22 protein-coding genes are annotated in these 23655 nt (G+C 74.0%); 14 read left to right on the top strand and 8 right to left on the bottom strand.

The window, feature by feature from the left end:
* Positions 1 to 2: 2 nt before the first annotated feature.
* Positions 3 to 935: a hypothetical protein gene (locus AB0G08_RS06955; protein WP_358084291.1), complete on the bottom strand. Its 933-nt coding sequence runs from the start codon at positions 933 to 935 to the stop codon at positions 3 to 5.
* A 195-nt stretch (positions 936 to 1130) separates the two neighbouring features.
* Positions 1131 to 1442, bottom strand: coding sequence for a hypothetical protein (locus tag AB0G08_RS06950; protein WP_358084289.1), 312 nt, complete (start codon positions 1440 to 1442; stop codon positions 1131 to 1133).
* Positions 1443 to 1684: 242 nt separating this feature from the next.
* Here AB0G08_RS06950 and truB point away from each other — a divergent pair, with 242 nt between their 5' ends.
* The 7 genes from truB to AB0G08_RS06915 all read left to right on the top strand — a co-directional run bounded on the left by truB (position 1685) and on the right by AB0G08_RS06915 (position 9468).
* Positions 1685 to 2569, top strand: a complete 885-nt coding sequence (gene truB, locus AB0G08_RS06945) for a tRNA pseudouridine(55) synthase TruB (RefSeq protein WP_358084286.1) — start codon at positions 1685 to 1687, stop codon at positions 2567 to 2569.
* Positions 2570 to 2626: 57 nt separating this feature from the next.
* Complete coding sequence (locus AB0G08_RS06940; RefSeq protein ID WP_358084284.1) at positions 2627 to 3556, top strand: bifunctional riboflavin kinase/FAD synthetase; 930 nt, start codon at positions 2627 to 2629, stop codon at positions 3554 to 3556.
* A 181-nt stretch (positions 3557 to 3737) separates the two neighbouring features.
* Positions 3738 to 4007 carry a 30S ribosomal protein S15 gene (gene rpsO / locus AB0G08_RS06935; protein WP_121396038.1) on the top strand — a complete coding sequence of 90 codons (270 nt, stop codon included), beginning with the start codon at positions 3738 to 3740 and terminating at the stop codon, positions 4005 to 4007.
* A 226-nt stretch (positions 4008 to 4233) separates the two neighbouring features.
* Complete coding sequence (locus AB0G08_RS06930; protein WP_358084281.1) at positions 4234 to 6618, top strand: polyribonucleotide nucleotidyltransferase; 2385 nt, start codon at positions 4234 to 4236, stop codon at positions 6616 to 6618.
* Between the two features lie 49 nt (positions 6619 to 6667).
* Complete coding sequence (locus tag AB0G08_RS06925) at positions 6668 to 8092, top strand: pitrilysin family protein (protein ID WP_358084279.1); 1425 nt, start codon at positions 6668 to 6670, stop codon at positions 8090 to 8092.
* Positions 8093 to 8164: 72 nt separating this feature from the next.
* Positions 8165 to 8938, top strand: a complete 774-nt coding sequence (gene dapB / locus AB0G08_RS06920; protein WP_358084276.1) for a 4-hydroxy-tetrahydrodipicolinate reductase — start codon at positions 8165 to 8167, stop codon at positions 8936 to 8938.
* 47 nt (positions 8939 to 8985) lie between these two features.
* Positions 8986 to 9468 (top strand): GNAT family N-acetyltransferase, encoded by a 483-nt coding sequence (locus AB0G08_RS06915; protein ID WP_358084273.1) that lies wholly within the window; start codon positions 8986 to 8988, stop codon positions 9466 to 9468.
* Positions 9469 to 9546: 78 nt separating this feature from the next.
* On the opposite strand, the gene AB0G08_RS06910 is transcribed toward AB0G08_RS06915, so the two are convergent.
* Both AB0G08_RS06910 and AB0G08_RS06905 read right to left on the bottom strand, forming a co-directional pair.
* Positions 9547 to 9927 carry a VOC family protein gene (locus tag AB0G08_RS06910; protein WP_358084270.1) on the bottom strand — a complete coding sequence of 127 codons (381 nt, stop codon included), beginning with the start codon at positions 9925 to 9927 and terminating at the stop codon, positions 9547 to 9549.
* A gap of 148 nt (positions 9928 to 10075) precedes the next feature.
* Positions 10076 to 10723, bottom strand: coding sequence for a GNAT family N-acetyltransferase (locus AB0G08_RS06905; RefSeq protein WP_358084267.1), 648 nt, complete (start codon positions 10721 to 10723; stop codon positions 10076 to 10078).
* Positions 10724 to 10758: 35 nt separating this feature from the next.
* Between AB0G08_RS06905 and AB0G08_RS06900 the strand changes: the two genes are divergently transcribed.
* The gene (locus AB0G08_RS06900; protein WP_358084264.1) at positions 10759 to 12066 is read left to right on the top strand and encodes a glycosyltransferase 87 family protein; all 1308 of its coding nucleotides are present in this window, start codon (positions 10759 to 10761) and stop codon (positions 12064 to 12066) included.
* Here the strand turns inward: AB0G08_RS06900 and AB0G08_RS06895 are convergent.
* Positions 11965 to 12516, bottom strand: a complete 552-nt coding sequence (locus AB0G08_RS06895) for a GNAT family N-acetyltransferase (RefSeq protein WP_358084261.1) — start codon at positions 12514 to 12516, stop codon at positions 11965 to 11967. The two genes, AB0G08_RS06900 and AB0G08_RS06895, sit on opposite strands and share 102 nt — an antisense overlap.
* Positions 12517 to 12594: 78 nt before the next feature.
* On the opposite strand from AB0G08_RS06895, the gene AB0G08_RS06890 reads away from it, so the two are divergent.
* The 5 genes from AB0G08_RS06890 (at position 12595) to AB0G08_RS06870 (ending at position 18433) form a co-directional block, all read left to right on the top strand.
* On the top strand, positions 12595 to 13824 hold the full coding sequence (locus AB0G08_RS06890) for a crosslink repair DNA glycosylase YcaQ family protein (RefSeq protein WP_358084259.1): 1230 nt from the start codon (positions 12595 to 12597) through the stop codon (positions 13822 to 13824).
* 83 nt (positions 13825 to 13907) lie between these two features.
* Positions 13908 to 14411, top strand: coding sequence for a DUF2752 domain-containing protein (locus AB0G08_RS06885; protein WP_357872341.1), 504 nt, complete (start codon positions 13908 to 13910; stop codon positions 14409 to 14411).
* Positions 14412 to 14975: 564 nt separating this feature from the next.
* Complete coding sequence (gene thyX, locus AB0G08_RS06880) at positions 14976 to 15719, top strand: FAD-dependent thymidylate synthase (protein ID WP_357872338.1); 744 nt, start codon at positions 14976 to 14978, stop codon at positions 15717 to 15719.
* Positions 15720 to 15765: 46 nt separating this feature from the next.
* Complete coding sequence (gene dapA / locus AB0G08_RS06875) at positions 15766 to 16692, top strand: 4-hydroxy-tetrahydrodipicolinate synthase (protein WP_358084257.1); 927 nt, start codon at positions 15766 to 15768, stop codon at positions 16690 to 16692.
* A 52-nt stretch (positions 16693 to 16744) separates the two neighbouring features.
* Positions 16745 to 18433, top strand: coding sequence for a ribonuclease J (locus AB0G08_RS06870; protein ID WP_357872224.1), 1689 nt, complete (start codon positions 16745 to 16747; stop codon positions 18431 to 18433).
* Positions 18434 to 18503: 70 nt separating this feature from the next.
* Here AB0G08_RS06870 and AB0G08_RS06865 read toward each other — a convergent pair whose 3' ends face one another.
* Positions 18504 to 20150, bottom strand: coding sequence for a YbjN domain-containing protein (locus AB0G08_RS06865; protein WP_358084255.1), 1647 nt, complete (start codon positions 20148 to 20150; stop codon positions 18504 to 18506).
* Positions 20147 to 20626 (bottom strand): YbjN domain-containing protein, encoded by a 480-nt coding sequence (locus tag AB0G08_RS06860; protein ID WP_358084252.1) that lies wholly within the window; start codon positions 20624 to 20626, stop codon positions 20147 to 20149. The genes AB0G08_RS06865 and AB0G08_RS06860 overlap by 4 nt, the downstream gene beginning before the upstream one ends.
* Before the next feature lie 114 nt (positions 20627 to 20740).
* Between AB0G08_RS06860 and AB0G08_RS06855 the strand changes: the two genes are divergently transcribed.
* Complete coding sequence (locus AB0G08_RS06855; RefSeq protein ID WP_358084249.1) at positions 20741 to 23188, top strand: DNA translocase FtsK 4TM domain-containing protein; 2448 nt, start codon at positions 20741 to 20743, stop codon at positions 23186 to 23188.
* A gap of 167 nt (positions 23189 to 23355) precedes the next feature.
* Here the strand turns inward: AB0G08_RS06855 and AB0G08_RS06850 are convergent, their stop codons facing one another.
* The gene (locus tag AB0G08_RS06850) at positions 23356 to 23598 is read right to left on the bottom strand and encodes a hypothetical protein (protein ID WP_358084247.1); all 243 of its coding nucleotides are present in this window, start codon (positions 23596 to 23598) and stop codon (positions 23356 to 23358) included.
* Positions 23599 to 23655: the final 57 nt, after the last annotated feature.

The raw sequence follows: 23655 nt of genomic DNA, 5'->3' as shown, positions 1-23655 counted from the left end.
CCTCAGCACCTCGAGGTGGTCGTCATCGGGGCGGCCAGGTCGAAGAAGTCGCCCGGATCACCGCCCGGCACGCGAGGGCCGTGCAGGTCCGGCAGCCACTGCATCACGTTCAGCCAGCCGTCGCGCAGCCAGGCGCAGTCGGCGTTCCAGGTGACGGCCCTCGCGGAGGCCAGCCAGAGCCCTCGGGACGACGCCGGAACGTCCTTCGGGTGAGGCACCTGCCAGACCACCCGGTCGCGGACTGCCACCAGGCCGGCGCCGGCCGGTGCGCGGCGCATCACGTCGAACGGGTACGCCCAGACGAACTCGGTGGTCACCTCCAGCAGGCGGACCCCGGCCACCGTCCTGGCGCGGTAGCTGATCCGTCCCTGCGCGCGGATGTCGTACTCCCAGTCCGCCCGGGATTCCATCCTCGTGGCGACGTGCAGGAAGCGGGCGTTGTCGAAGTGCGGCCGCATCTCCGCGCGGGAGTCCGGCGCCAGCAGGCCGAGGAAGGGTTCGATGTCGCCGACCAGCATCGCGGTCTCCAGCCGGCTCTCGATGAGCGCCTTCCGTACCGAGTCGAGCGCGGCCCGCACCTGGATCTTGTCGAACGGGCCCTGGGCGGTGGCCGCAGGCAGGACGATCGCCTTCTCCCGACGGGCGAAGGACGCCGCGGGGGTACCGGCGAAGAGATCGCGTGGGGTGCCGACGGCGCTGGTCGGCTCGGGCGACGCGCTCGGCGTCGGCGCGGCGGTCGCGGCCCGAAGCCCCTCGCCCACCCGGACGACCATCCATCCGCCCGCGCCGAGCATCAGCAGCGCGAGCGCGAGCGCGACACCGACCGTGAGCGGGCCGTTGTGCCTGGCCCAGAAGAAGCGCATCCTGTCCAGCCCGGCCGGCTGGTGCTCGGCCCCCGTCGACCGCATCCAATCGGGCAGGCTGACCTGCTCCACCTCGGCGAATGCGACATCCCGTCGGCCCTCGACGCCATTGGCGGGAGGTGCCTGGTCGGCGGCCGGTGTCGCGCCGACGGGCGGCGTCAGGGCAGCCGGGGGGAGTTGTCCGGCCGGTTGGTGCCGGTCGGCCGGCGGTACCCGACCGGCGAGCCCGGAACCGGCGGTGGGCGGATCGGTGTCCATCGTGTCCCGTCAGATCGTGTCGCGCAGGCTCAGGTACAGCCAGTAGAAGAACCAGCCGACCAGGGCGATCGTCCCCGTCACGGTGGCGAGGAACACGACCACCGTGACCACCGGGCGGGACTCCGTCCGCTGGGTGGGGTCGTGCCGCCGCCACAGCGACCGGCGGGCGGCGCGCAGCACCGGCAGCCGATCGAGGAGTTCCGCGGCGATGCGGCCGGGAGTCCGTCGTGGCGGCGTGGGGTTACGCATCCACTCCGGCAGGTCGACGCGGGCGCGGTGTTCATGGGCGGGCGACGTCCCGGTGGGCTCTGGTGCCGCCACGGCCGGTGGTCTCGTGGGCTCAGGCTGCGGCCGGGCTGCCTGTCCGAGGTGCTCGGAGCTGGTGCTCATGGGTCATCCAGGGGTGGGTACGCGGAGGGGGCGAGCGATCTTCGCACCTGCCGGGCGACGGCGTGCTCCCGCCCGATCCCGGAGGCGGAAAACTGCCCGACCGGTCCAGGAGCGACCGACCGGACGTACGGCGGCGGCGGGGCGTCCGGCCCGGTCTGGCAGGCTTGGGTGTCGTGAGCACAGACGGTCTGATCGTGGTCGACAAGCCCGGCGGCATGACGTCGCACGACGTGGTGGCGCGGATCCGCCGGTTGGCGCGGACCCGTCGGGTGGGGCACGGCGGCACCCTCGACCCGATGGCGACGGGCGTCCTGGTGATCGGGGTCGGGCGGGCCACCCGCCTGCTCACCTACGTGATCGGCGCGGGCAAGAGCTACACCGCCACCGTCCGGCTCGGCCAGGCCACCGTCACCGACGACGCCGAGGGCGACGTGATCGCCACCACCCCGGCCAACCAGGTCACCGACGAGTCGGTCCGGGCGGCCCTGGCCGCGCTGACCGGCGAGATCGACCAGGTGCCGAGCGCGGTCAGCGCCATCAAGATCGACGGGCAGCGGGCGTACAAGCGGGTGCGCGAGGGCGAGAGCGTCGAGCTGCCCGCCCGCCGGGTCACCGTGTCCCGGCTGGAGCTGCTGGCGGTACGTCGGGACGAGCCGGACGTCGTGGACGTGGACATCGACGTGACCTGCTCCTCCGGCACGTACATCCGGGCGATCGCCCGGGACGCGGGCCTGGCGCTCGGGGTCGGCGGCCACCTGACGGCGCTGCGCCGTACCGCCGTCGGCACCTTCGCCCTCGCGGAGGCCGCCACCCTCGACGAGCTGGCGGAGCGCGCCCCCGAGGTGGTGAACCTGCCGCTGGCCGCGGCGGCCGAGCGGTTCTTCCCGCGCCGCGACGCCGGCGCCGACGAGGCGAAGGTCCTCTCCCACGGCGGGCCGCTCGACCCGGCGGGAATTTCCGGCCCCTACGCGGTCTTCGGCCCGGACGGCGGGCTGATCGCTATCGTCAGCGAGCGGGACGGCCGGGCCCGCGCGGAGATCGTGTTCGCCCCCGCCTGACGGGGGCGCGGGAGCGGCGGCCGGCGCGGGCCGCCGGAGAGGCAGGGGAGGAGCGACATGCAGCGGTGGCGGGGGTACGACGCGGCGCCCGGCGGCTGGGGGCGGTCGGTCGTCACCATCGGCGTCTTCGACGGGGTGCACAAGGGACACCAGGCGACCATCGGGCACGCCGTGTCCCGGGCTCGCGAGCTGGGCGTGCAGTCGGTGGTGGTCACCTTCGACCCGCACCCGGCCGAGGTGGTGCGCCCCGGCTCGCATCCGGCGGTGCTCACCGAGACCGCCCGCAAGGCCGAGCTGATCGAGGCGCTCGGCGTGGACGTGCTCTGCGTGGTGCCGTTCACCCCGGAGTTCTCCCGGCTGCCCGCCGAGGCGTTCGTGCACGACATCCTGGTCGAGCACCTGCACGCCGCCCTGGTCGTGGTGGGGGACAACTTCCGCTTCGGGCACAAGGCCGCCGGCGACGTGGCGCTGCTGGAGCGGCTCGGGCGCACCTTCGGCTTCGCCGTGGAGGGGGCCCCGCTGGTCGCCGAGGCGGGCACGGTCTACTCCTCCACGTACATCCGCTCCTGCGTCGACGCGGGGGACGTGGCGGCGGCGGCCGCCGCGCTCGGCCGCCCGCACCGGGTGGAGGGCGTGGTGGTCCGCGGCGACCAGCGCGGCCGCGAGCTGGGCTTCCCCACCGCCAACCTGCTCTGCCACCGGTACGCGGCGGTGCCGGCCGACGGCGTCTACGCCGCGCGGCTGGTGCGCCGGGGCCACGCCGAGCCGCTGGCGGCCGCGGTGTCCGTGGGCACCAACCCGACGTTCTCCGGGCGGGAGCGGCGGGTGGAGGCGTACGTGCTCGACTTCACCGGCGACCTCTACGGCGAGCGGCTGGCGCTGGACTTCGTGGCGCACCTGCGCGGGCAGATCCGCTACGACGCGATCGAGCCGTTGATCGCCCAGATGAACCAGGACGTCGAGCGGACCCGGCGCGTGCTCGACTGACCGCTTCGCGGCCCTTGACAGGCCGCCGCCCGGCGGGGCTGGTAGTCTGGCGGGGACGTCGGCTGACCGACGTGGGGCCTCGCGTGCCTGCACGACGCCGCGGGTGCGAGGTACCGGTCCGTTTCCGGTCCACAGACCGATCCGACGGACATCATCGAACAACCCACGAAACAGGGAGAACATGGCGCTCGACCAGGAAGCCAAGGCCAAGATCCGCGCGGAGTACGCGACCGCCGACGGCGACACCGGTTCGCCGGAGGTGCAGGTCGCGGTCCTCACCAAGCGGATCGCCGAGCTGACCGAGCACCTGAAGGTGCACAAGCACGACCACCACAGCCGCCGTGGGCTGCTGCTGCTGGTCGGCCGTCGCCGTCGGCTGCTCAACTACGTCCAGAAGAAGGACATCAACCGCTACCGGTCGCTCATCGAGCGGCTCGGTCTGCGCCGGTGACGTGACGGGGGAGTGGCCCGACCGGGCCGCTCCCCCGCTCCGCCACCACACGAAAACCGGGCCGCGCGACCACCCGAGAAGGGAGCCGGTCAGCGTACCGGTCTCCGGTAGTGGCCCCCGGGCACTCCGGCATCCCGCCGGTCACCCGGGCGCTTCGATCGAAGACCGGCCGTCTGAGCAGCTCCCCGCGTCGTGGGCCCCCGATGCGAAGGAGCACGACAGCACCATGACCGAGACCAACCTCGGCACCGAATCCCGCACCGCCGTGATCGACAACGGGTCCTTCGGCACCCGTGAGATCACCTTCTCCACCGGCCGGCTGGCCCGTCAGGCCGCCGGCTCCGTCGTCGCCCAGCTCGGCGAGACGGTCGTCCTCTCCGCCACCACGGCCGGCAAGCAGCCGAAGGAGCAGTTCGACTTCTTCCCGCTGACCGTCGACGTCGAGGAGCGGATGTACGCCGCGGGCCGCATCCCCGGCTCGTTCTTCCGCCGCGAGGGCCGCCCCAGCGAGGACGCGATCCTCACCTGCCGGCTGATCGACCGGCCGCTGCGCCCGTCGTTCGTCAAGGGCCTGCGCAACGAGGTCCAGGTCGTCGAGACCATCCTCGCGCTCGACCCGCAGCACCCCTACGACGTCGTGGCGATCAACGCCGCCTCGATGTCGACCAAGCTCTCCGGCCTGCCGTTCTCCGGCCCGATCGGGGCGACCCGCGTCGCGCACATCGACGGCCAGTGGGTCGCCTTCCCGACCCTGGAGGAGCTGGCCCGGGCCACCTTCGACATGGTCGTGGCCGGCCGCTCGCTGCCGGACGGCGACGTCGCGATCATGATGGTCGAGGCCGAGGCGACGCCGAACGCCGTGACCCTGATCGCGGGCGGCGCGACCGCGCCGACCGAGGAGATCGTGGCCAGCGGCCTGGAGGCCGCGAAGCCGGCGATCCGCGAGCTGTGCCGCGCGCAGGCCGAGCTGGCCGAGGTGGCCGCCAAGCCCGTCGCCGAGTTCCCGGTGTTCCTGGACTACCAGGACGACGTCTACGAGGCGGTGGCCGACGTGGCCCGCGCCGAGGTCGCCGAGGCCCTCCAGATCGCCGGCAAGGCCGACCGCGAGGAGGCCCTCGACCGGATCAAGGCCAAGGTCGCCGAGGAGCTCGGCGGTCGCTTCGAGGGCCGGGAGAAGGAGCTCAGCGCCGCCTTCCGGTCGCTCACCAAGTCCGAGGTGCGCAACCGGGTGCTGCGCGAGCAGGTCCGCATCGACGGCCGCGGCCCGCGCGACATCCGCCCGCTGACCGCCGAGGTCGGCGTGCTGCCCCGGGTGCACGGTTCGGCGCTGTTCGAGCGTGGCGAGACCCAGATCCTGGGCGTCACCACGCTGAACATGCTGCGCATGGAGCAGATGGTGGACACCCTGTCCCCGGAGAACCGCAAGCGCTACATGCACAACTACAACTTCCCGCCGTACTCGACCGGTGAGACCGGCCGGGTCGGCTCGCCGAAGCGGCGCGAGATCGGCCACGGCGCGCTCGCCGAGCGGGCGCTGATCCCGGTGCTGCCGTCGCGCGAGGAGTTCCCGTACGCCATCCGGCAGGTCTCCGAGGCGCTCGGCTCCAACGGCTCCACCTCGATGGGCTCGGTCTGCGCCTCGACGCTGGGCCTGCTCTCCGCCGGTGTGCCGCTGAAGGCGCCGGTGGCCGGCATCGCCATGGGGCTCATCTCGGACGAGGTGGACGGCAAGACCCAGTACGTGACGCTGACCGACATCCTCGGTGCCGAGGACGCGTTCGGTGACATGGACTTCAAGGTCGCCGGCACGCCGGAGTTCGTCACCGCGCTCCAGCTCGACACCAAGCTCAACGGCATCCCGTCGGACGTGCTGGCCGCCGCGCTGCAGCAGGCGTACGAGGCCCGGCAGACCATCCTCGGCGTGATGCAGGCGGCGATCGAGGGCCCGGCCGAGATGTCGGAGTACGCGCCGCGGGTCACCACCGTCAAGATCCCGGTCGACAAGATCGGCATGGTGATCGGCCCGAAGGGGCAGACCATCAACGCCATCCAGGACGAGACCGGCGCCGAGATCTCGATCGAGGACGATGGCACGATCTACGTCGGCGCCACCAACGGCCCGTCGGCCCAGGCGGCGGTGGACCGGATCAACGGGATCGCCAACCCGACCCTGCCGAAGGCCGGGGAGCGGTTCCTCGGCACCGTCGTGAAGACCGCCGCGTTCGGCGCGTTCATCTCGCTGCTGCCGGGCCGCGACGGCCTGCTGCACATCTCCAAGGTGGGCGACGGCAAGCGGGTCGAGCGGGTTGAGGACTTCCTCAACGTCGGCGACCGGGTCGAGGTCGAGATCGCGGACATCGACGCCCGCGGCAAGATCTACCTGGACAAGGTCCGCCCGGAGGGCGCCGAGGCGCCGGCCGCCGGCGAGGCCGCTGGCGGCGAGCGTCCGGCCGGCCGGGACCGGGACGACCGGGCTCCGCGCGACCGGGGCGACCGTGAGCGCGGCGGCGACCGGGGCGGTCGTGGCCCGGGCGGCGGCGAGCGCGGCGAGGGCGGCGGCGAGGGTGGCGAGGGCGGCGAGCGTCCGCGCCGCCGCACCCGGCGCAGCTGACGCACCGCACCATCGCATCACCCACCCCTCGTCGATCTGGGAGCAACACGTGAGTCGGGCCGTCAGCGCGCCGTTTCCGCCGGATCGACGGGGGGTGGCGTCCGTCCCGGGCCCCGCAGGGGCCTCCCCCCGCAGCGCCGGGGCGGCCCGCTCCGGCGGCGCCGCCCGGGCGGTGACCCGCACCATCAGCGACGACCCGCTGGGCGGCACGGTACGACGTACCGTGCTGCCCAGCGGGCTGCGCGTGCTCACCGAGGCGATCCCGGCGATGCGCAGCGTCTCGTTCGGCGTCTGGGTCGCGGTCGGCTCCCGGGACGAGACCGGCCCGCAGGCCGGCGCGGCGCACTTCCTGGAGCACCTGCTCTTCAAGGGCACCAACAAGCGCAGCGCGCTGGACATCTCCTCGGAGATCGAGGCGGTGGGGGGCGAGACCAACGCCTTCACCACCAAGGAATACACCTGCTACTACGCCCGCGTGCTGGACGAGGACCTGCCGCTGGCGATCGACGTGATGTGCGACCTGGTCGCCGACTCGGTGCTGGAACCGGCCGACGTGGAGACCGAGCGGGGCGTGATCCTCGAGGAGATCGCCATGCACGACGACGAGCCCGGCGACGAGGTGCACGACCTCTTCGCCCGGGCCGTCTACGGCGACCACCCGCTGGGCCGGCTGATCTCCGGCACCGAGGAGACCGTCACCCCGATGACCCGGCGGCAGATCCAGGGCTTCTACCGCCGTCGCTACACGGCCCCGCAGATCGTCGTCGCCGCCGCCGGCAACCTGGACCACACCACGGTGGTCAGGCTGGTCCGCCAGGCGCTGCGCGGCACCCCGCTGGACACCGACCCGGCGGCGCCCGCGTCGCACCGGTCGGCCACCCCGGCCGTACGCACGAAGCCCGCCACCACCCTGGTGGAGCCGAAGGAGACCGAGCAGGCGCACGTCATCCTCGGCTGCCCCGGCATCGACCGGCTCGACGAGCGGCGCTTCGCCCTGGGCGTGCTGAACAACATCCTCGGCGGCGGCATGTCGAGCCGGCTGTTCCAGGAGATCCGCGAGCGGCGCGGCCTCGCCTACTCGGTCTACTCCTACGCCAGCCAGTACGCCGACAGCGGCCTCTTCGCCGTCTACGCCGGCTGCGCCCCGGGCAAGGTCGACGAGGTGCTGGACCTGACCCGGGCGGAACTGGCCCGGGTGGCCGCCGACGGCCTGACGGAGGCCGAGGTGGCCCGCGGCAAGGGGATGAGCAAGGGCTCGTTCGTGCTGGGCCTGGAGGACACCGGCTCGCGGATGAGTCGGCTGGCCAAGGGCGAGCTGCTCTACGGCCACCTGATGCCGGTCGACGAGCTGCTCGGCCGGGTCGACGCGGTCACCGTGGCCGACGTCAACACCCTGGCCGCCGAGCTGCTGAGCCGGCCGATGTCGCTGGCCGTGGTCGGGCCGTTCGGCGCGAACGACTTCTCCGCCCGCTGACCCGTCCCCGCACCACCGACCGGTGCCGGTCCGCCCGGGTGCGGGCGTCCCGATTGGGATAGGTTGTGCCCCGTGACTGACGAGCAGGAGAAGAGCCCGGACGAGCCGATCCGGGTCGGCGTGCTGGGCGCCCGGGGACGGATGGGCATCGAGGTGTGCCGGGCGGTGGACGCCGCCGCCGACATGGAACTGGTGGCCATGGTGGACCAGGGCGACGGCCTGTTCGCCGCGTCCGACGCCGGGGCCGAGGTGGTCGTGGACTTCACCACCCCGGACGTCGTCATGGACAACCTGAACTGGTGCGTCGACCAGGGCATCAACGCGGTGGTCGGCACCACCGGCTTCACCGAGCAGCGGCTGGAGCAGGTGCGCGGCTGGCTGGCCCGCAAGCCCGAGCTGGGCGTGGTCATCGCCCCCAACTTCGGCATCGGCGCGGTGCTGATGATGCAGTTCGCCGCCCGCGCCGCCCGGCACTTCGAGTCGGTCGAGATCGTCGAGCAGCACCACCCCCGCAAGCTGGACGCCCCCAGCGGCACCGCCACGCACACCGCGCGGCTGGTCGCGGCCGCCCGCGCCGAGGCCGGGCTCGGCCCGATGCCCGACGCCACCTCCGCCGAGGTCGCGGGCGCCCGGGGCGCCGACATCGACGGGGTACGCGTGCACGCCGTCCGCGCCACCGGCCTCGTCGCCCACCAGGAGGTGCTTCTCGGCACCGTGGGGGAGACGTTGACCATCCGGCACGACTCGTACGACCGGGTCTCGTTCATGCCCGGCGTGCTGCTGGCCGTCCGCGCGGTCCGCAGCCGGCCCGGGTTGACCGTCGGCCTGGACGCCCTGCTCGACTGACGGGCAAACCCGTGGCGGCGGCAGCGGGCGGCCCCTAGGCTGCCCCGATGATCGATTCTGGACTCTCCGACCGGGCCGGGCGCCGGATCACCCTGCGCCCGGTGGACGACGACAACTGGCGGGCGGTGGCCGACGTCGCCCCGCGCGACGACCAGCGCGCGTGGGTGGCGGCGCTGGCCGCCCGCTACCTGCTGCTGACCATGCGCTCCGACGTGTGGACCTCGCTGGCGGTGTACGCGGACGAGACCGTCGTCGGGCACGTCATGTGGGGCGTCGACGACGACGGGTCCCGGTGGATCGGCGGCATGGTGGTCGACGCGGCCGAGCAGGACCGGGGCGTGGGCCGGGCGGCGGTGCGCACCCTGGCCCCGTGGCTGGGCAGCCAGGACGGCGGGCGCCCCGTCCGGCTCTCCTACCACCCCGACAACGCCCAGGCCGCCCGCCTCTACGCGAGCCTCGGCTTCGTGCCCACCGGGGCGATGGAGGACGACGAACTGGTCGTCGAGCTCCTCGCGCCCGCGCGTTCCTGACGCCCCGCCGGGCGGCGGGCGCCGCCGCGCCGCGCCGGCACGGCGACCGTCGGGTGACGCCCCGCCCGGGAGGCGGGGTCAGCCCTCCTCGATCACCGACAGGATGTTGCCGGCCGGGTCGGTGAACCACGCGATCGTCGGCCCGTTGTCGCGCATGACGCCCTTCTCGTCCTGGGGCATGCCGGGGTAGTGCGCGAACCGCACCCCGCGCGCGGTCAGCTCGTCGACGGCCCGGTCGACGTCGTCGACGGGGAAGTTGAGCACCGTGAAGGCCGCGGGGGTGTGGTCCTCCTTCGGGTAGACCATCACGTCCCGGCCGCCGGCGAGGTGCAGCGTCAGCAGGCCGCCCATGGCGTCGTCGCGCGACACCCGCAGGCCGAGCGTGTCGGCGTAGAACCGCTCGGCCAGGCCGGTGTCGTCGACCGAGAAACTGCTCCACGCCTTCGTGTCCGCGAACATGCCTGCTGCCTCCCTCTCGTGGACGCCGTCACCGCGACCATGGGGTCACCGTAGGCGACGCCCCCGACAGTGTCCGGCGTTCCGCCGGCTCCGGCGGGCCGGGGACCGCGATCCGGTGCGGGTCGGGCCGGGGCCGTCGCCCGTGGCGTCAGTCCCCGGGAGGCGCCGACGGTCCACCCGGCGTCGGGTCCGGCAGCGTCGCCTCGGTGGGCGTCGCGTCCGCGGGGTCCGCGTCCGTGGGCACCGCCACGTGCAGGCGCACCTGCGGGACGAGCATGTCCTCCACGTCCAGCGCGCGGGCCGCGCCGTCGGGCTCCCAGCCGGTGCTGGTGAGGAACTTCCGGGTCGCCGCGTCGGCGTCGAAGGCCCAGGCCAGCGCGCGGGTGAACCCGTCGGAGCGCCACAGGTCGACGGTCGCCGCGAGCAACCGGCTGCCGTGCCCCCGCCGACCCCAGCGCGGCTCGACCAGCAGGTCCGTCACCGCGGCGACGTCCGGCCCGAGGACCTCCGCCGGCTCGCCCGGGGCGAGGGCCTCGGCGTCGGCCGGACCGGAGGCGGCGAACCCCACCAGATACGATTGCTCGGCCTGTTCGACGGCGACCAGCACCCGATGGGCGCCGGAGGGCGGCTCCTGCACGGCCGCGCTCCACCGCCGGGCGAGCCACGCCTCGTCCAGGTTGTCGAGCACGTGCCGGGGCAGGATCCGACGATAGGCGACCCGCCAGGTCGCGAGTTGGATGCGTGCGATCTCGCCGGCGTCTTCCGGACGCGCCGGGCGGACGTACCCGAGAGCCATGGGACGGAAGCCTACGCAGGGCCAGGGAGGCGATGGTGGCGCAGGGTCCCCGACGGACGATCCAGCAGGTCGTCTGCGTCGTCGCGCTCGCCGTCGCGGTGACCGCCTTCCTGTCCGTCGCGGCCGTGCGGCACGGCTTCTTCGACCTCAAGGTCTACTACGGCGCGCTGACCTGGTGGGTGCACGACGGCGGGGAGATCTACGACTTCCTCAAGCCCGGCACCCAGTACGGCTTCACCTATCCCCCGTTCGCGGCCCTGGTCATGCTGCCGATGGCGTACCTGCCGTGGGCGGCGGCGATCGCGGTCAGCGTGGCCGCCAGCGTGCTGGTCACCGCCGTGCTGTTCTGGTGGCTGATCGACCCGATCTCCCGCCGCGCCGGCTGGACCCGCTGGTTCGTCCTCGCGGTGGCGCTCTGCCTGGCCGCCGCGTACGAGCCGATGCGCGAGACGGTCAACTTCGGCCAGGTCAACATGCTGCTGCTCTTCCTGGTCGCGATCGACCTGCTCCGGCTGCTGCCGGCCGGCAACCGGTGGGCCGGCGTGGGCATCGGCCTGGCCACCGCGATCAAGCTGACCCCCGGCATCTTCATCGTCTACCTGCTGGTCACCGGCCGCTGGCGGGCCGCGGTCACCTCGATTGCCACCGCGGCCGGCGTGACGCTGCTGGCCGCCGCGATCTTTCCCGACGCCTCGCGGGAGTTCTGGACGGAGGCGCTGTGGAACACCGGCCGGGTGGGTGAGCTGGCGTTCGTCTCCAACCAGTCGCTGCGCGGCGTGGTCGCCCGGCTGAATCCGGAGCACCCGAGCACCCTGGCCTGGCTGGCGCTGGTGCTCGCCACGCTGGCGCTGTGGGCCTGGCGGTCCCGCGCCGCCGTGGCCGTCGGCGACGAGGCGACCGGCCTGGCGCTGACGGGCGCGGTGATGTGCCTGGTCAGCCCGGTCACCTGGGTGCACCACCTGGTGTGGCTGCTGCCCGCGCTGATTCTGCTGGTCGACAACGGGATGGCCGCGCCCGCCGGCAGCCGCCGGCGCCGCGTCCTGCTGGGCGCCGCGGTGGTCGGGTACGGCCTCCTGATCAGCCGGATCGTCTGGGCCTGGGAGAAGGACTTCACCGGGCTCGACGGCTTCCTCGGCAGCAACACCTACGTCTGGATCAGCCTGGCGCTGCTGGCGTTCCTGCCCATCCGACGCCTGGGCGACGGCGGCCGGGCCAGCCGCCGCCGGGCGGCGCCGGCCGGGTCAGCCGTCGAGGCGCCCGGCGTACCGCAGCTCGACCAGCCCGACCGGCGCTCGCCCGCCGGCCAGCGGCACCGGATAGGTCGACCGCTCACCGTCCGCTGACAGCCCGGCCCGCTCGAAGAACCGGCGGGCCCGGTGGTTGTCCGCCAGCACCCAGAGCCGGTAGTCGGACCAGCCCCGTTCGACCAGCCCGGCCCGCGCCGCCACCAGCAGCGCCCGCGCCGTGCCGTCGCCCCAGCGGGCCGGCTCGACGTACATCGCCAGCACCTCGCCGTGCGTGGGGTCGAGGTCGGCCCGGTCCTGGTCGTTGCGGTACGGCCCGAACGTGGTGAACCCGGCCAGCGTCCCGTCGACCTCGGCGAGCAGGGTGGTGAAGGGGTGCTCCGGGTCGGCGGTGCCCAGGTCCCGGCGGCGCTGCGCCCAGGCCGTGACGTTGAGCCGCCGTAGCACCTCCTCGGGCATGATCCCGGCGTAGCCGGCCTGCCAGCCGTGGATGTGCACCCGGGCGAGCGCCTCGGCGTCGTCGGGTTCCTCGCGGCGAATCGTGAGCATGCGTCCGTTCTATGCCCCGGCGGGTGATCGGTCCAGCGTCCGCACCGGTGTCGTACCGGTGGATTAGGGTGCCCGACGATGGCCGCACCGGAATCGCTCTCGCTCGCCCAGGCCCGTCGGGTGGCGCTCGCCGCCCAGGGCTTCGCCGACCCCGCGCCCACCGGCGCGCCCACCCGCCGGCACCTGCGTCGGGTGCTCGACCGGGTCGGGCTGATCCAGATGGATTCGGTCAACGTGCTGCAACGGGCGCACTACCTGCCGCTCTACAGCCGGCTCGGGCCCTACCCGACCGCGTTGCTCGACGACGCCGCCTACCGCCGCCCCCGGGAGCTGTTCGAATACTGGGGGCACGAGGCGTCGCTGGTCCCCGTCGGGCTGCACCCGGCGCTGCGCTGGCGGATGGCCCGGGCCCGCTCGGAGTCCTGGGGCGGGATGCGGCGGATCGCCCAGGAGCAGCCCGGCCTGGTCGCCTGGGTGCGCGACGAGGTGGCCGCCCGGGGGCCGCTCACGGCCGCCGACATCGAGCACGACGCGCCCCGGGAGACCGGCAACTGGGGGTGGAACTGGTCGGCGGTGAAGCGGGCGCTGGAATACCTGTTCTGGGCGGGGGAGGTCACCGCCGCCGACCGCACCACGTCGTTCGCCCGCCGCTACGACCTGCCGGAGCGGGTGCTGCCGGCGGCTGTGCTCGACGCGCCCACGCCGACCGACGCGGAGGCCTACCGCGCGCTGGTGGGCATCGCCGCGCGGTCGCTCGGGGTGGCCGCCGAGCCGGAGCTGCGCGACTACTTCCGGCTGCCGGTGGCCGGCGCCCGGCAGGCCATCGCCGACCTGGTCGAGGCGGGGGAGCTGCTGCCGGTCGCCGTGCAGGGCTGGCGGCGGCCCGCCTGGCTGCACGCCGGGGCGCGGCTGCCCCGCTGGGTGCGCGGCAACACCCTGGTCAGCCCGTTCGACCCGTTGGTCTGGGAGCGGGCCCGCACCGAGCGGCTCTTCGACTTCAGCTACCGCATCGAGATCTACGTGCCCGCGCCGCAGCGGGTGCACGGCTACTACGTGCTGCCGTTCCTGCAGGGGGAGCGGTTCACCGCCCGGGTCGACCTGAAGGCCGACCGGAAGGCCGGCGTGCTGCTGGTGCCGGCCGCCTGGGGCGAGCCGGGCGTCGACCAGGGCGAGACCGCGCTGGCGCTCGCCGCCGAGCTGCACCGCCTCGCCGGCTGGCTGGGCCTGGACGCGGTGGCCCCGCCCGCCGCCGGCGACCTGGCCGTCCCGCTGGCCGCCGCGCTCGCGGGCGTGGCCGGTGTACGGTGAGCGACGTGACGAGCGTTGACGGACCGGCCCCTCAGCCGCCTCCGCAGGCCGGCGGGGTCGAGGCCCCGCCCCAGGAGCTTCCGGTGCCGCCTGGCGGCGGGTGGCCCGCGGGCCAGGTGCCGCACTACCCGGTGCCCGAGCCGGACCGGCTCACCCGCTTCGTCGTCCGTCTCTACGAGCGCTCCCCGCGCTGGGCGGTGCCGCTGGCCGCGCTCGGCTGCGTCGCCGCCGGCATCGGCTACGCGCTGCTCAGCGACCCCACGCGCTCGGCGCCCGACGCCGCACCGACCTGCCTGCTCAAGCTCACCACGGGGCTGGACTGCCCGGGCTGCGGCGGCACCCGCGCGCTCTGGTACGTGCTGCACGCCGACCTCCCGGCCGCCGCCCGGCACCACTTCCTCTTCGTCTTCGCGCTGCCCTTCCTGGCCTACCTCTTCGTCGCCTGGGCGGGCCGGCAGGCGTTCGGTTGGCGCCTGCCCGAGCTACGGATCAGCTCCCGGGCGATCGGCGTCTTCCTGGCCGCCTGGCTGGCCTTCTCGGTGCTGCGTAACCTCCCCTGGGCCCCGTTCACCTCGCTCTACGTCTGACCCCTCCGCCCACGACCCGGCCTGCCCCAGTCAGGCCGTCGCGTCCAGGTGCCGAAAGAGCCGACTGAGTAGCGTGCCGAGCGGCTGCGGACCGCGTGGGGGTTACCGGCTCTGCCGTCGTCGGACTGCCCCGTTTGTGGGACGCGTGGACCGCGTGTGGGGTGCCGGTTCTGGCGCTGTCGAGCTGCCCCGTTCGTGGGACCGTGATCGCGCGAAGTCGCCGCCTGGCGCTGTCGAGCTGCCCATCTCCCGGATTGGCCAGGTGGCGCGCCGGTCCGGGGACCGCTCGACCGTGGTTGCCCTCATTCCTGGGGCAGCTCGACAGGGGCGTGGGGGACAGGTCCCGGCTGGGGCGCACGCCGAGCGGACCAGCGGGCGGATGCCAGCGGGCGGGGTGACGGGTGGCCGGTGGGCGCGGGTGGCGGGGTGCGCCGAGATCTTGGACACCCGCCGATCAGGTGAACCGGCGCCTGTCCACGATTCGCAGCTCAACGACCCGTTCGGCCCGTGAGCCCAACTTTCCCCCGCGACCGCCGGGCCACTACAGTGCCAGGAATGCCGGAGATGGTGCAGCCCCAGGTCAAGCTCATCGCGTGGACCCACTTCGAGGCTCCCGACGAGGTGCCGTGGTCGACCGACGCCGAGGGCGGCCAGGCCCTCGCCGAGTTCGCCGGCCGGGCCTGCTACCAGAGCTGGAAGAAGCCGAACCCGGCCACCGCCACCAACGCGGGCTACCTCGCGCACATCCTGGAGGTCGGCCACCTGAGCGTGCTGGAGCACGGCTCGGTCAGCTTCTACTTCAGCGGGGTGTCCCGCTCCTTCACCCACGAGCTGATCCGGCACCGGCACTTCTCGTACTCCCAGCTCTCCCAGCGGTACGTGCCGGAGCGCGACGCCGCCATGGTCGAGCCCTCGGTGATCGCCGACGACCCGGAGCTGCACAAGAAGTTCGTGGAGGCCGCCGAGGCGAGCGTGCGCGCGTACAACGAGTTGCTGGAGGGGCTGGAGCGGCGCTTCGCCGACGTGGAGAACGCCACGCTGCGGCGCAAGCAGGCCCGCCAGGCGGCCCGCGCGGTGCTGCCCAACGCCACCGAGACCCGCATCGTGGTCACCGGCAACTACCGGGCCTGGCGGCACTTCATCGCCATGCGCGCGACGGAGCACGCCGACGTGGAGATCCGCGAGCTGGCGGTGGAGTGCCTGCGGCAGCTCCAAGGCGTCGCCCCGAACGTCTTCGCCGACTTCGTTATCTCGGCCCTGCCCGACGGCACCGAGGTCGCGGCGAGCCCGCACGCCGAGTTGTCCTGAGGCCTTCCCCGGCGGGGCGTCGGTGGTCGTCCGCTAGGTTGGTGGCATGACGCACGACCACCCTGACACGCCCGCCCGGGCGGTGTCCCGCCCCTTCGGGCGAGTGCTCACGGCCATGGTGACCCCGTTCACCGCCGACGGCTCGCTCGACCTCGACGGCGCCGCGCGGCTCGCCAGCTACCTGGTCGACGAGCAGGGCAACGACGCGCTGGTGGTCAACGGCACCACCGGCGAGTCGCCGACCACCACCGAGGCGGAGAAGGAACAGCTGATCCGGGCCGTGGTGGAGGCCGTCGGTGACCGCGCCAAGGTCGTTGCCGGGGTCGGCACCAACGACACCCGGCACACCATCGAGCTCTCCGCGGCCGCCGAGAAGGCGGGCGCGCACGGCCTGCTCGTGGTCACCCCCTACTACAACAAGCCGCCGCAGAGCGGGCTGCTGCGGCACTTCACCGCCGTCGCGGACGCCACCGGCCTGCCGGTGATGCTCTACGACATCCCGCACCGCGCGGGCGTGCCGATCGACACCGAGACGATGGTGCGCCTGGCCGAACACGGCCGGATCGTCGCGGTGAAGGACGCCAAGGGCGACCTGACCGCCACGAGCTGGGTCACCAGCCGGACGAACCTCGCCTTCTACAGCGGCGAGGATTCGCTCACCCTGCCCTCGCTGGCCGTGGGCGCCGTCGGCGTGGTCGGCACCTCGACCCACTTCACCGGCGCGCTCACCAAGCGGATGATCGAGGCGTACGACGCGGGGGACACCGCCACCGCGCTGAGCCTGCACCGGCGGCTGCTGCCGCTGTTCACCGGCATCTTCCGTACCCAGGGCGTGATCCTGGTGAAGGCGGGCCTGGCGGCCGCCGGGAAGCCTGCCGGGCCGGTGCGTTCGCCGCTGGTCGACGCGACCGACGACGAGATCGCCCAGCTCCGCGCCGACAGCGCGGCGGCGGGCCTGGAACTGCCCGAATGACCCAACGACACGATGGACGCCGGATGCCGGCGTCGCAGAATGAGGTGGACGCGTGACCGAGGCGCACTTCGAGACGGAACTGCCCCCGCCACTGCCGGAGGGTGGGCTGCGGATCATCCCGCTCGGCGGGCTCGGCGCCATCGGTCGCAACATGACCGTCTTCGAGTACGACGGCAAGCTGCTGGTGGTCGACTGCGGGGTGCTCTTCCCCGACGTCGAGCAGCCCGGGGTCGATCTGATCCTGCCCGACTTCGGTCCGATCCTGGACCGGCTCGACGACGTCCAGGCGATCGTGCTGACCCACGGCCACGAGGACCACATCGGCGCGGTGCCCTACCTGCTCGCGCACAAGCCCGACATCCCGCTGGTCGGCTCCCAGTTCACCCTCGCCCTGGTCGAGGCGAAGCTCGCCGAGCGGCGGATCCAGCCCTACACGCTGACCGTGCGCGAGGGCGGCCGGGAGCGGCTCGGCCCGTTCGAGTGCGAGTTCTTCGCGGTCAACCACTCGATCCCCGACGCGCTCGCGGTGGCCATCCGCACGCCGGCGGGCCTGGTGCTGCACACCGGCGACTTCAAGATGGACCAGCTCCCGCTGGACGGCCGGATCACCGACCTGGCCGGGTTCGCCCGGCTCGGCGCCGAGGGCGTGGACCTGCTGCTCTCGGACTCCACCAACGCGGAGATCCCCGGCTTCGTCACGCCCGAGCGGGAGATCGGGCCGGTGCTCGACTCGATCTTCGCGAAGGCCAAGGGGCGGATCATCGTCGCGTCGTTCGCCTCGCACGTGCACCGGGTGCAGCAGGTCTTCGACTCCGCCGCCGAGCACGGCCGCAAGGTCGCCCTCATCGGCCGCTCCATGGTCCGCAACATGGGCATCGCCCGCGACCTGGGGCTGCTCAACATCCCGGCCGGGCTGGTCATCGGGATCGAAGAGGCGACGAACATGCCGCCCGAGCAGATCGTGCTGATGTCCACCGGCTCGCAGGGCGAGCCGATGAGCGCCCTGGGCCGGATGGCCAGCGGCGACCACCGGCACATCACCATCGCCCCCGGCGACACGGTGGTGCTCGCCTCGTCGCTGGTGCCCGGCAACGAGACCTCGGTCTACCGGGTGATCAACCGGCTGGCCCGGGCCGGCGCCGTGGTGGTGCACAAGGACGTGGCCAAGGTGCACGTCTCCGGTCACGCCCCCGCCGGCGAGCTGCTCTACCTGCTCAACGTGGTGCGTCCCAGCAACCTGATGCCGGTGCACGGCGAGTGGCGGCACCTGCGCGCGCACGCCCGGCTCGGCATCGAGTCCGGCGTCGCCCCCGACCGGGTGGTGCTCTGCGAGGACGGCGACGTCGTCGACCTCGTCGAGGGCCGGGCCAGCCTCGTCGGGCACGTGAAGAGCCGCTACGTCTACGTCGACGGCCTCGCCGTCGGCGACGTCAGCGAGTCGCTGCTCACCGAGCGCCGGATCCTCGGCGACGGCGGGTTCATCGCCACCACCGTGGTGGTCGACTCGGTGACCGGCAAGGTGGTGGGCGGCCCGACCCTGTCGGCGAAGGGCTTCTCCGAGGACCCGGAGGCGTTCAGCCCGGTGATCCCGCTGGTCACCGAGGCCCTGAACCGGGCGGCCTCCGACGGCATCACCGACCCGCACCAGCTCCAGCAGATCGTCCGGCGCACCGTGGGGCGGTGGGTGAACGACGCGTACCGGCGTCGGCCCATGATCGTCCCCACCGTCGTCGAGGTCTGACCCGCGACGCCGCGACGCCCGCCCGCACCCCGTGTGCCGGCGGGCGTCGCCGTGCGCCGGGCCGTCGGCGTCAGGGCAGCGCGGCCACCGCCTCGGCGTACGCGACGGCGGTCTCCACGGCCGCGTCGAGCAGGACCGTGAGCTGGGCGGGGGCCACCCCGTGCGCCAGGTCGGTGGCGACGTGGCCCGCCAGCATCAGCTCGCCCTCCTCCTCGTGCACGTACGCCTTCGGCAGCAGCCGGTCGTGGTTCCAGGCGTTGCAGAAGGCGTACGCCTCCACGAGCCGGTCGGCCGGCAGCCGGCGGTTCGCCACGGACCGGGCCTGGAGGATCTCGCCCCGCTCGCCGGCGCGCCGGAACTGGATCAGCGCCTCGCCCCAGCGGCCCGTCACGGCGCCCCGGTCGTCCACGGCGTACCGGTCCCCGCGCCGGTCCAGCGCGGCGGTGATCAACGCCACGCTCAGCGGGCGGGGCTCCCCGTCCGGCGGCTCCTCGTCGGGCGGGTCGTCGGCGTCGTCGCCGGCCTCGTCGGGCGGCAGGGGCACCGGTGCGGCGGCCGGCCGCTCGGCCAGCCAGGACGCGATCCGGCCGGACTGGTGGCCGGTGCCGTTGCGGGCGTCGAAGCTGCCGGCCAGGGCAGTGGCCACCCCGAGCAGGGTGGCGCCGAGCGTGGCCACGTCGAGCTCGGCGGCCGGGCGCACCCCGCACGCCGGGCGGTGCACCGTCCGCCCGCCGAGCCCCGCCTCCACGGCCAGGGCGCAGACCAGCGCCCCGGCGGCGGCGAACTCCATCGCGGACAGGTCGTCGTGCGGCCGGTCCAGCCGGGGCAGCTGCTCGGCGAGGACGTCGAGGCCCCGGGCGGGGTGCCCGGCCAGCGCGCACCACCGCAGGTGCGCGGCGAGCAACCCGAAGGCGGCCCGCTCCCGCCGGTGCCGCCGGTACGCCCGGACGTGCGCCTCGGCCGCCCGCTCCGGTTGGCCGGCCCGCAGCCAGGACAGCAGCCCGGCGGCCAGCGTCCGCTCCGGCTGCTCGGTGCAGTCGACGGCGCCGTGCGGGGCGTCCCCGAGGGCGGCCAGCGCGGCCGGATGGTCGCCCCACCCGGCGAGCAGTTCCGCCCGGCGGGCCGACGCGCAGTCCGGGCAGCCGCCGACCGGCCCCGGGTCGGCCGTCGACCACTTGTCGTACCACCGGCGGGCCGTCGGCTCGTCGCCGAGATGGTCGGCGATGCGGCAGCGCAGCTCGGCGACCGCCGCCGGGTCGTCGGCGGCGCGCGTGGCGAGGTCGTCCAGCATGGCGCGCGCCTGGTCCAGCCCGACCCGCGGCGAGCCGAGCAGGGCCTCGACCGCGTGCCGCAGGTAGCGCCGCAGCAGCTCGGCCTCGTCTCCCGCCAGCAGGTCGGGGCGGCGGTCCGCGGCGGCGAGGCAGCGGCGCACCGGCTCGACCAGCCGCCACCGCTCCCCGTGCAGGAGGTACGCCTCGATCAGCGCGAACCGGGCCGCCAGCGCGGTCCGGTCGTCGCCCGTGGCGTCGGCGTGCGCGGCGATCCGTTCCAGCTCGCTGCTGCGGGCCTCGCCGTCGGGGGTGTCCCGGGCGTCGGCGAGCGCCCCGGCCAGCGCGGGGTCCGGCGCCCGGCCCCCGCGCCGCAGCCCGCTCCACCAGCCGGGCAGCCCGAACGGGTCGAGGCCGCGACCGGCCAGGTCCCCGCCGCGGCCCGTCACGCCACCACCCCGCCGGGCAGCCGGGCCACCTCGGTGGCGAGCTGGCAGCCGGTGGCGATGCCGCAGTCGAGCAGCTGGTCGAGCTGGTGCGCGGTGACGCCGCGTTCCAGGTCGGTGATGACCTCGCCGCAGACCCGGGCCCGCCCGTCGTCCTCGACGTGCACGAACGCCTTGGGCCAGAGCCGGTCGTGGTTCCAGGCGTTGCAGAAGGCGTGCAGCGCCGGCACGTACTCGATCGGGAACGTCGGCGCGGTCAGCGTGCGGACCTGGAGCACCTCCCCGGCGGTGCCGGGGCGCAGGAACCAGATCAGGCTGTCGTCCCAGCGGCCGACCAGGTCGCCGTCGGCGTCGGCCCCGACGCGGTAGCCCCGGCTGCGCAGCACGGCGGCGATCAGCTCGCCGGTCAGCGGTTCCAGCGCCCCCGGGTGCCCGGACAGGGGGCCGTCCCGACCGTCCTCGATTCCCGGCGACGCCATGGGGGCATCCCTTCTGAGGCAGATATCACGCGACGCGGCGGGGCCCGCGCTGCGACACGCGGACACGACCCGGAAAGGCGGCGATCTGCCGGGTCACGCCATTAGGTTGATGCTATGGCGGGCCGTACCTCTCAGGCGAGCCGGCGACGCGGCGCGTCGCCGCGTGGCACCACGAACAGTCGTGCCCGTCAGCCGGCGAAGAAGACCGGCCGCGCGGCGCCCCGGCGGCGGCCGGCGGCCCGGCCGGGTCCGGGGCTGGTCGTCGGGCAGGCCGCCCGCGCGCTGTGGATGGGGCTGGCGCACGGCCTCGGCTGGGCGTTCCGGCAGGCCGGCTCCGCCCGGGGCCTCGACCCGGAGCAGCGCCGCGACGGCGCGGGCCTGCTGGTCTTCGGCCTCGCCCTGCTCAGCGCGGTGGCCGTCTGGTTCTCCGGCGCCGGCCCGGTCGGCGCGCGGCTGGCCGACACCTTCCGGCTCTTCCTCGGGGCGATCTCGGTCGTGGTGCCGGTGCTGCTGATGATCGGCGCCTGGCGGCTGATGCGCGAGCCCGTCGATCCCGAGCACCGCGGCCGGGGCCTGGTCGGCTGGACCTCGATGCTGGTCGCCACCGCCGCGATGCTGCACATCGGGCAGGACCCGGCCGACGCGGGCCAGCGCGACTTCGCCGGCGGCCTGGTCGGCGCCGGCGTCGGCAGCCTGATGGAGCGCGCGGTCACCGCCTGGGTGGCGGTGCCGCTGCTGATCCTGCTGCTGGTCTTCGGCCTGCTGGTGGTCACCGCGACCCCGATCAACAAGGTCCCGGAGCGGCTCGGCCTGCTGTTCGGCACCCGGATCGCCCCGCCGGTCGGGGAGGAGACGGACGAGGCGCCCGCCAAACCCGCTCCCCGCAAGCGCGCGACGAAGCGGGCGGCCCCGCCGCCGCTCGACCCGGAGGAGTTCGACGAGGGCCTCGACGGGGTGGACCTCCAGGACACCCTGGTGCTGCCCCGCAAGCCCCCGGGCAGGGTCCCGGCCAGCCGCAAGCCGGCCGAGCCGCCGGAGCACTCGCCCGCCCCGACCCGGGCCGAGCAGCTCGCGCTGACCGGGCTCGCGGGCGACTACACGCTGCCGCCGGCGAACATGCTCGGCAGCGGCGCGGCCCCGAAGTCCCGGAGCAAGGCCAACGACGAGGTGATCGTCGCGCTCACCGGCGTCTTCGAGCAGTTCGGCGTGGACGCCGCCGTCACCGGCTTCACCCGCGGGCCGACCGTCACCCGCTACGAGGTGGAGCTGGGCCCGGGCGTCAAGGTCGAGCGGATCACCCAGCTCTCCCGCAACATCGCGTACGCGGTGAAGTCGCCCGACGTGCGGATCCTCAGCCCGATCCCGGGCAAGAGCGCGGTCGGGGTGGAGATCCCGAACACCGATCCGGAGAACGTGGCGCTCGGCGACGTGCTGCGGTCGCGGGCGGCCACCAGCGACCACCACCCGATGGTGGTGGCGCTCGGCAAGGACATCGAGGGCGGCTACGTGGTGGCCAACCTCGCCAAGATGCCGCACATCCTGATCGCCGGCGCGACCGGCGCGGGTAAGTCGTCCTGCCTGAACTCGCTGCTGGTGTCCATCCTGACCCGGGCCACCCCGGACGAGGTGCGGCTGCTGCTGATCGACCCGAAGCGGGTCGAGATGACCGGCTACGAGGGCATCCCGCACCTGGTCACCCCGATCGTGACGAACGCCAAGAAGGCGGCCGACTCGCTGGAGTGGGTCGTCCGCGAGATGGACATGCGCTACGACGACCTCGCCGCCAACGGGGTCCGGCACATCGACGACTTCAACCGCAAGGTGCGCAACGGCGAGATCAAGGCGCCGCCGGGCAGCGAGCGGGAGATGCGCCCGTACCCGTACCTGCTGGTGATCGTGGACGAGCTGGCCGACCTGATGATGGTCGCCCCGCGCGACGTGGAGGACTCGGTCGTCCGGATCACCCAGCTCGCCCGCGCGGCCGGCATCCACCTGGTGCTGGCCACCCAGCGCCCGTCGGTCGACGTGGTCACCGGCCTGATCAAGGCGAACGTGCCGTCCCGGCTGGCGTTCGCCACCTCCTCGCTGGCCGATTCCCGGGTCATCCTCGACCAGCCGGGCGCGGAGAAGCTGCTCGGCCGGGGCGACGGCCTGTTCCTGCCGATGGGCGCCTCGAAGCCGATCCGGATCCAGGGCGCCTGGGTGACCGAGCGCGAGATCGCCGACGTGGTGAAGTTCTGCAAGGACCAGCGCGAGCCGGAGTTCCGCCCGGACGTGCTGGCCCCGGCGCAGGACAACAAGAAGAAGGTCGACGAGGAGATCGGCGACGACCTCGACCTGCTGGTGCAGGCGGTCGAGCTGGTGGTCACCTCGCAGTTCGGTTCGACCTCGATGCTCCAGCGCAAGCTGCGGGTCGGCTTCGCCAAGGCGGGCCGGTTGATGGACCTCATGGAGACCCGGGGCGTGGTCGGCCCGTCGGAGGGCTCCAAGGCCCGCGACGTGCTGGTCAAGCCGGACGAGCTGGAGGAGGTCCTGGCCGGCCTGCGCGGCGGCGAGGACTAGGCCCGCCGGCGCCGGTGGCGGGAAGGCGACGACCAGCCCCGCCAGCGCCGGTGGCGGGAAGGCGACGACCAGCCCCGCCGAGGCCCGCTGGCGGAAAGGCGCCGCGCACGCGACGGGCCCGCCGGCTCGCCGGCGGGCCCGTTCTCCGCTGGGGGAGCGGCGGGGGGTCAGTTGACGATCGCGTTGACGATCAACAGGCTGAGGACGATGGCGACCACGTTGGCGGCCGCGGCGTACCAGCCGAGCGGCTTGTCGCCCAGCACGGCGCCGACGATGCCCAGGACCAGCCCGATCACGCCGAAGATGAGTGGGTTGAGCAGGAGCGCGAGGACCGCGAAGACGAAGCCCAGGATCGTGCAGATGCGGGCGGCGTTGGTGCGCGGGCGGGCGGTCGAGTGCATGTTGGCCATGTCTGCCTCCGTGGGTGAGAGCCTTTCCGGTGCCAGGCACAGCTCTACCCACTGTGG

It is taken from the genome of Micromonospora sp. NPDC023644 (assembly GCF_040640115.1).
Taxonomy (GTDB): Bacteria; Actinomycetota; Actinomycetes; order Mycobacteriales; family Micromonosporaceae; genus Micromonospora.
The sequence above is the reverse complement of the archived record's forward strand: the minus strand, read 5'-3'. Positions and strand labels throughout refer to the sequence as shown.

Excerpts from the sequence above, each read along its gene's own strand:
- AB0G08_RS06860 (WP_358084252.1), bottom strand. The coding sequence starts at position 20,626 with ATGGCGTCGCCGGGAATCGAGGACGGTCGGGACGGCCCCCTGTCCGGG.
- AB0G08_RS06850 (WP_358084247.1), bottom strand. The coding sequence starts at position 23,598 with ATGGCCAACATGCACTCGACCGCCCGCCCGCGCACCAACGCCGCCCGC.
- AB0G08_RS06890 (WP_358084259.1), top strand. The coding sequence starts at position 12,595 with ATGGCCGCACCGGAATCGCTCTCGCTCGCCCAGGCCCGTCGGGTGGCG.
- AB0G08_RS06940 (WP_358084284.1), top strand. The coding sequence starts at position 2,627 with ATGCAGCGGTGGCGGGGGTACGACGCGGCGCCCGGCGGCTGGGGGCGG.
- AB0G08_RS06910 (WP_358084270.1), bottom strand. The coding sequence starts at position 9,927 with ATGTTCGCGGACACGAAGGCGTGGAGCAGTTTCTCGGTCGACGACACC.
- dapA (WP_358084257.1), top strand. The coding sequence starts at position 15,766 with ATGACGCACGACCACCCTGACACGCCCGCCCGGGCGGTGTCCCGCCCC.
- AB0G08_RS06855 (WP_358084249.1), top strand. The coding sequence starts at position 20,741 with ATGGCGGGCCGTACCTCTCAGGCGAGCCGGCGACGCGGCGCGTCGCCG.
- rpsO (WP_121396038.1), top strand. The coding sequence starts at position 3,738 with ATGGCGCTCGACCAGGAAGCCAAGGCCAAGATCCGCGCGGAGTACGCG.
- AB0G08_RS06930 (WP_358084281.1), top strand. The coding sequence starts at position 4,234 with ATGACCGAGACCAACCTCGGCACCGAATCCCGCACCGCCGTGATCGAC.
- AB0G08_RS06915 (WP_358084273.1), top strand. The coding sequence starts at position 8,986 with ATGATCGATTCTGGACTCTCCGACCGGGCCGGGCGCCGGATCACCCTG.
- AB0G08_RS06895 (WP_358084261.1), bottom strand. The coding sequence starts at position 12,516 with ATGCTCACGATTCGCCGCGAGGAACCCGACGACGCCGAGGCGCTCGCC.
- AB0G08_RS06905 (WP_358084267.1), bottom strand. The coding sequence starts at position 10,723 with ATGGCTCTCGGGTACGTCCGCCCGGCGCGTCCGGAAGACGCCGGCGAG.
- thyX (WP_357872338.1), top strand. The coding sequence starts at position 14,976 with ATGGTGCAGCCCCAGGTCAAGCTCATCGCGTGGACCCACTTCGAGGCT.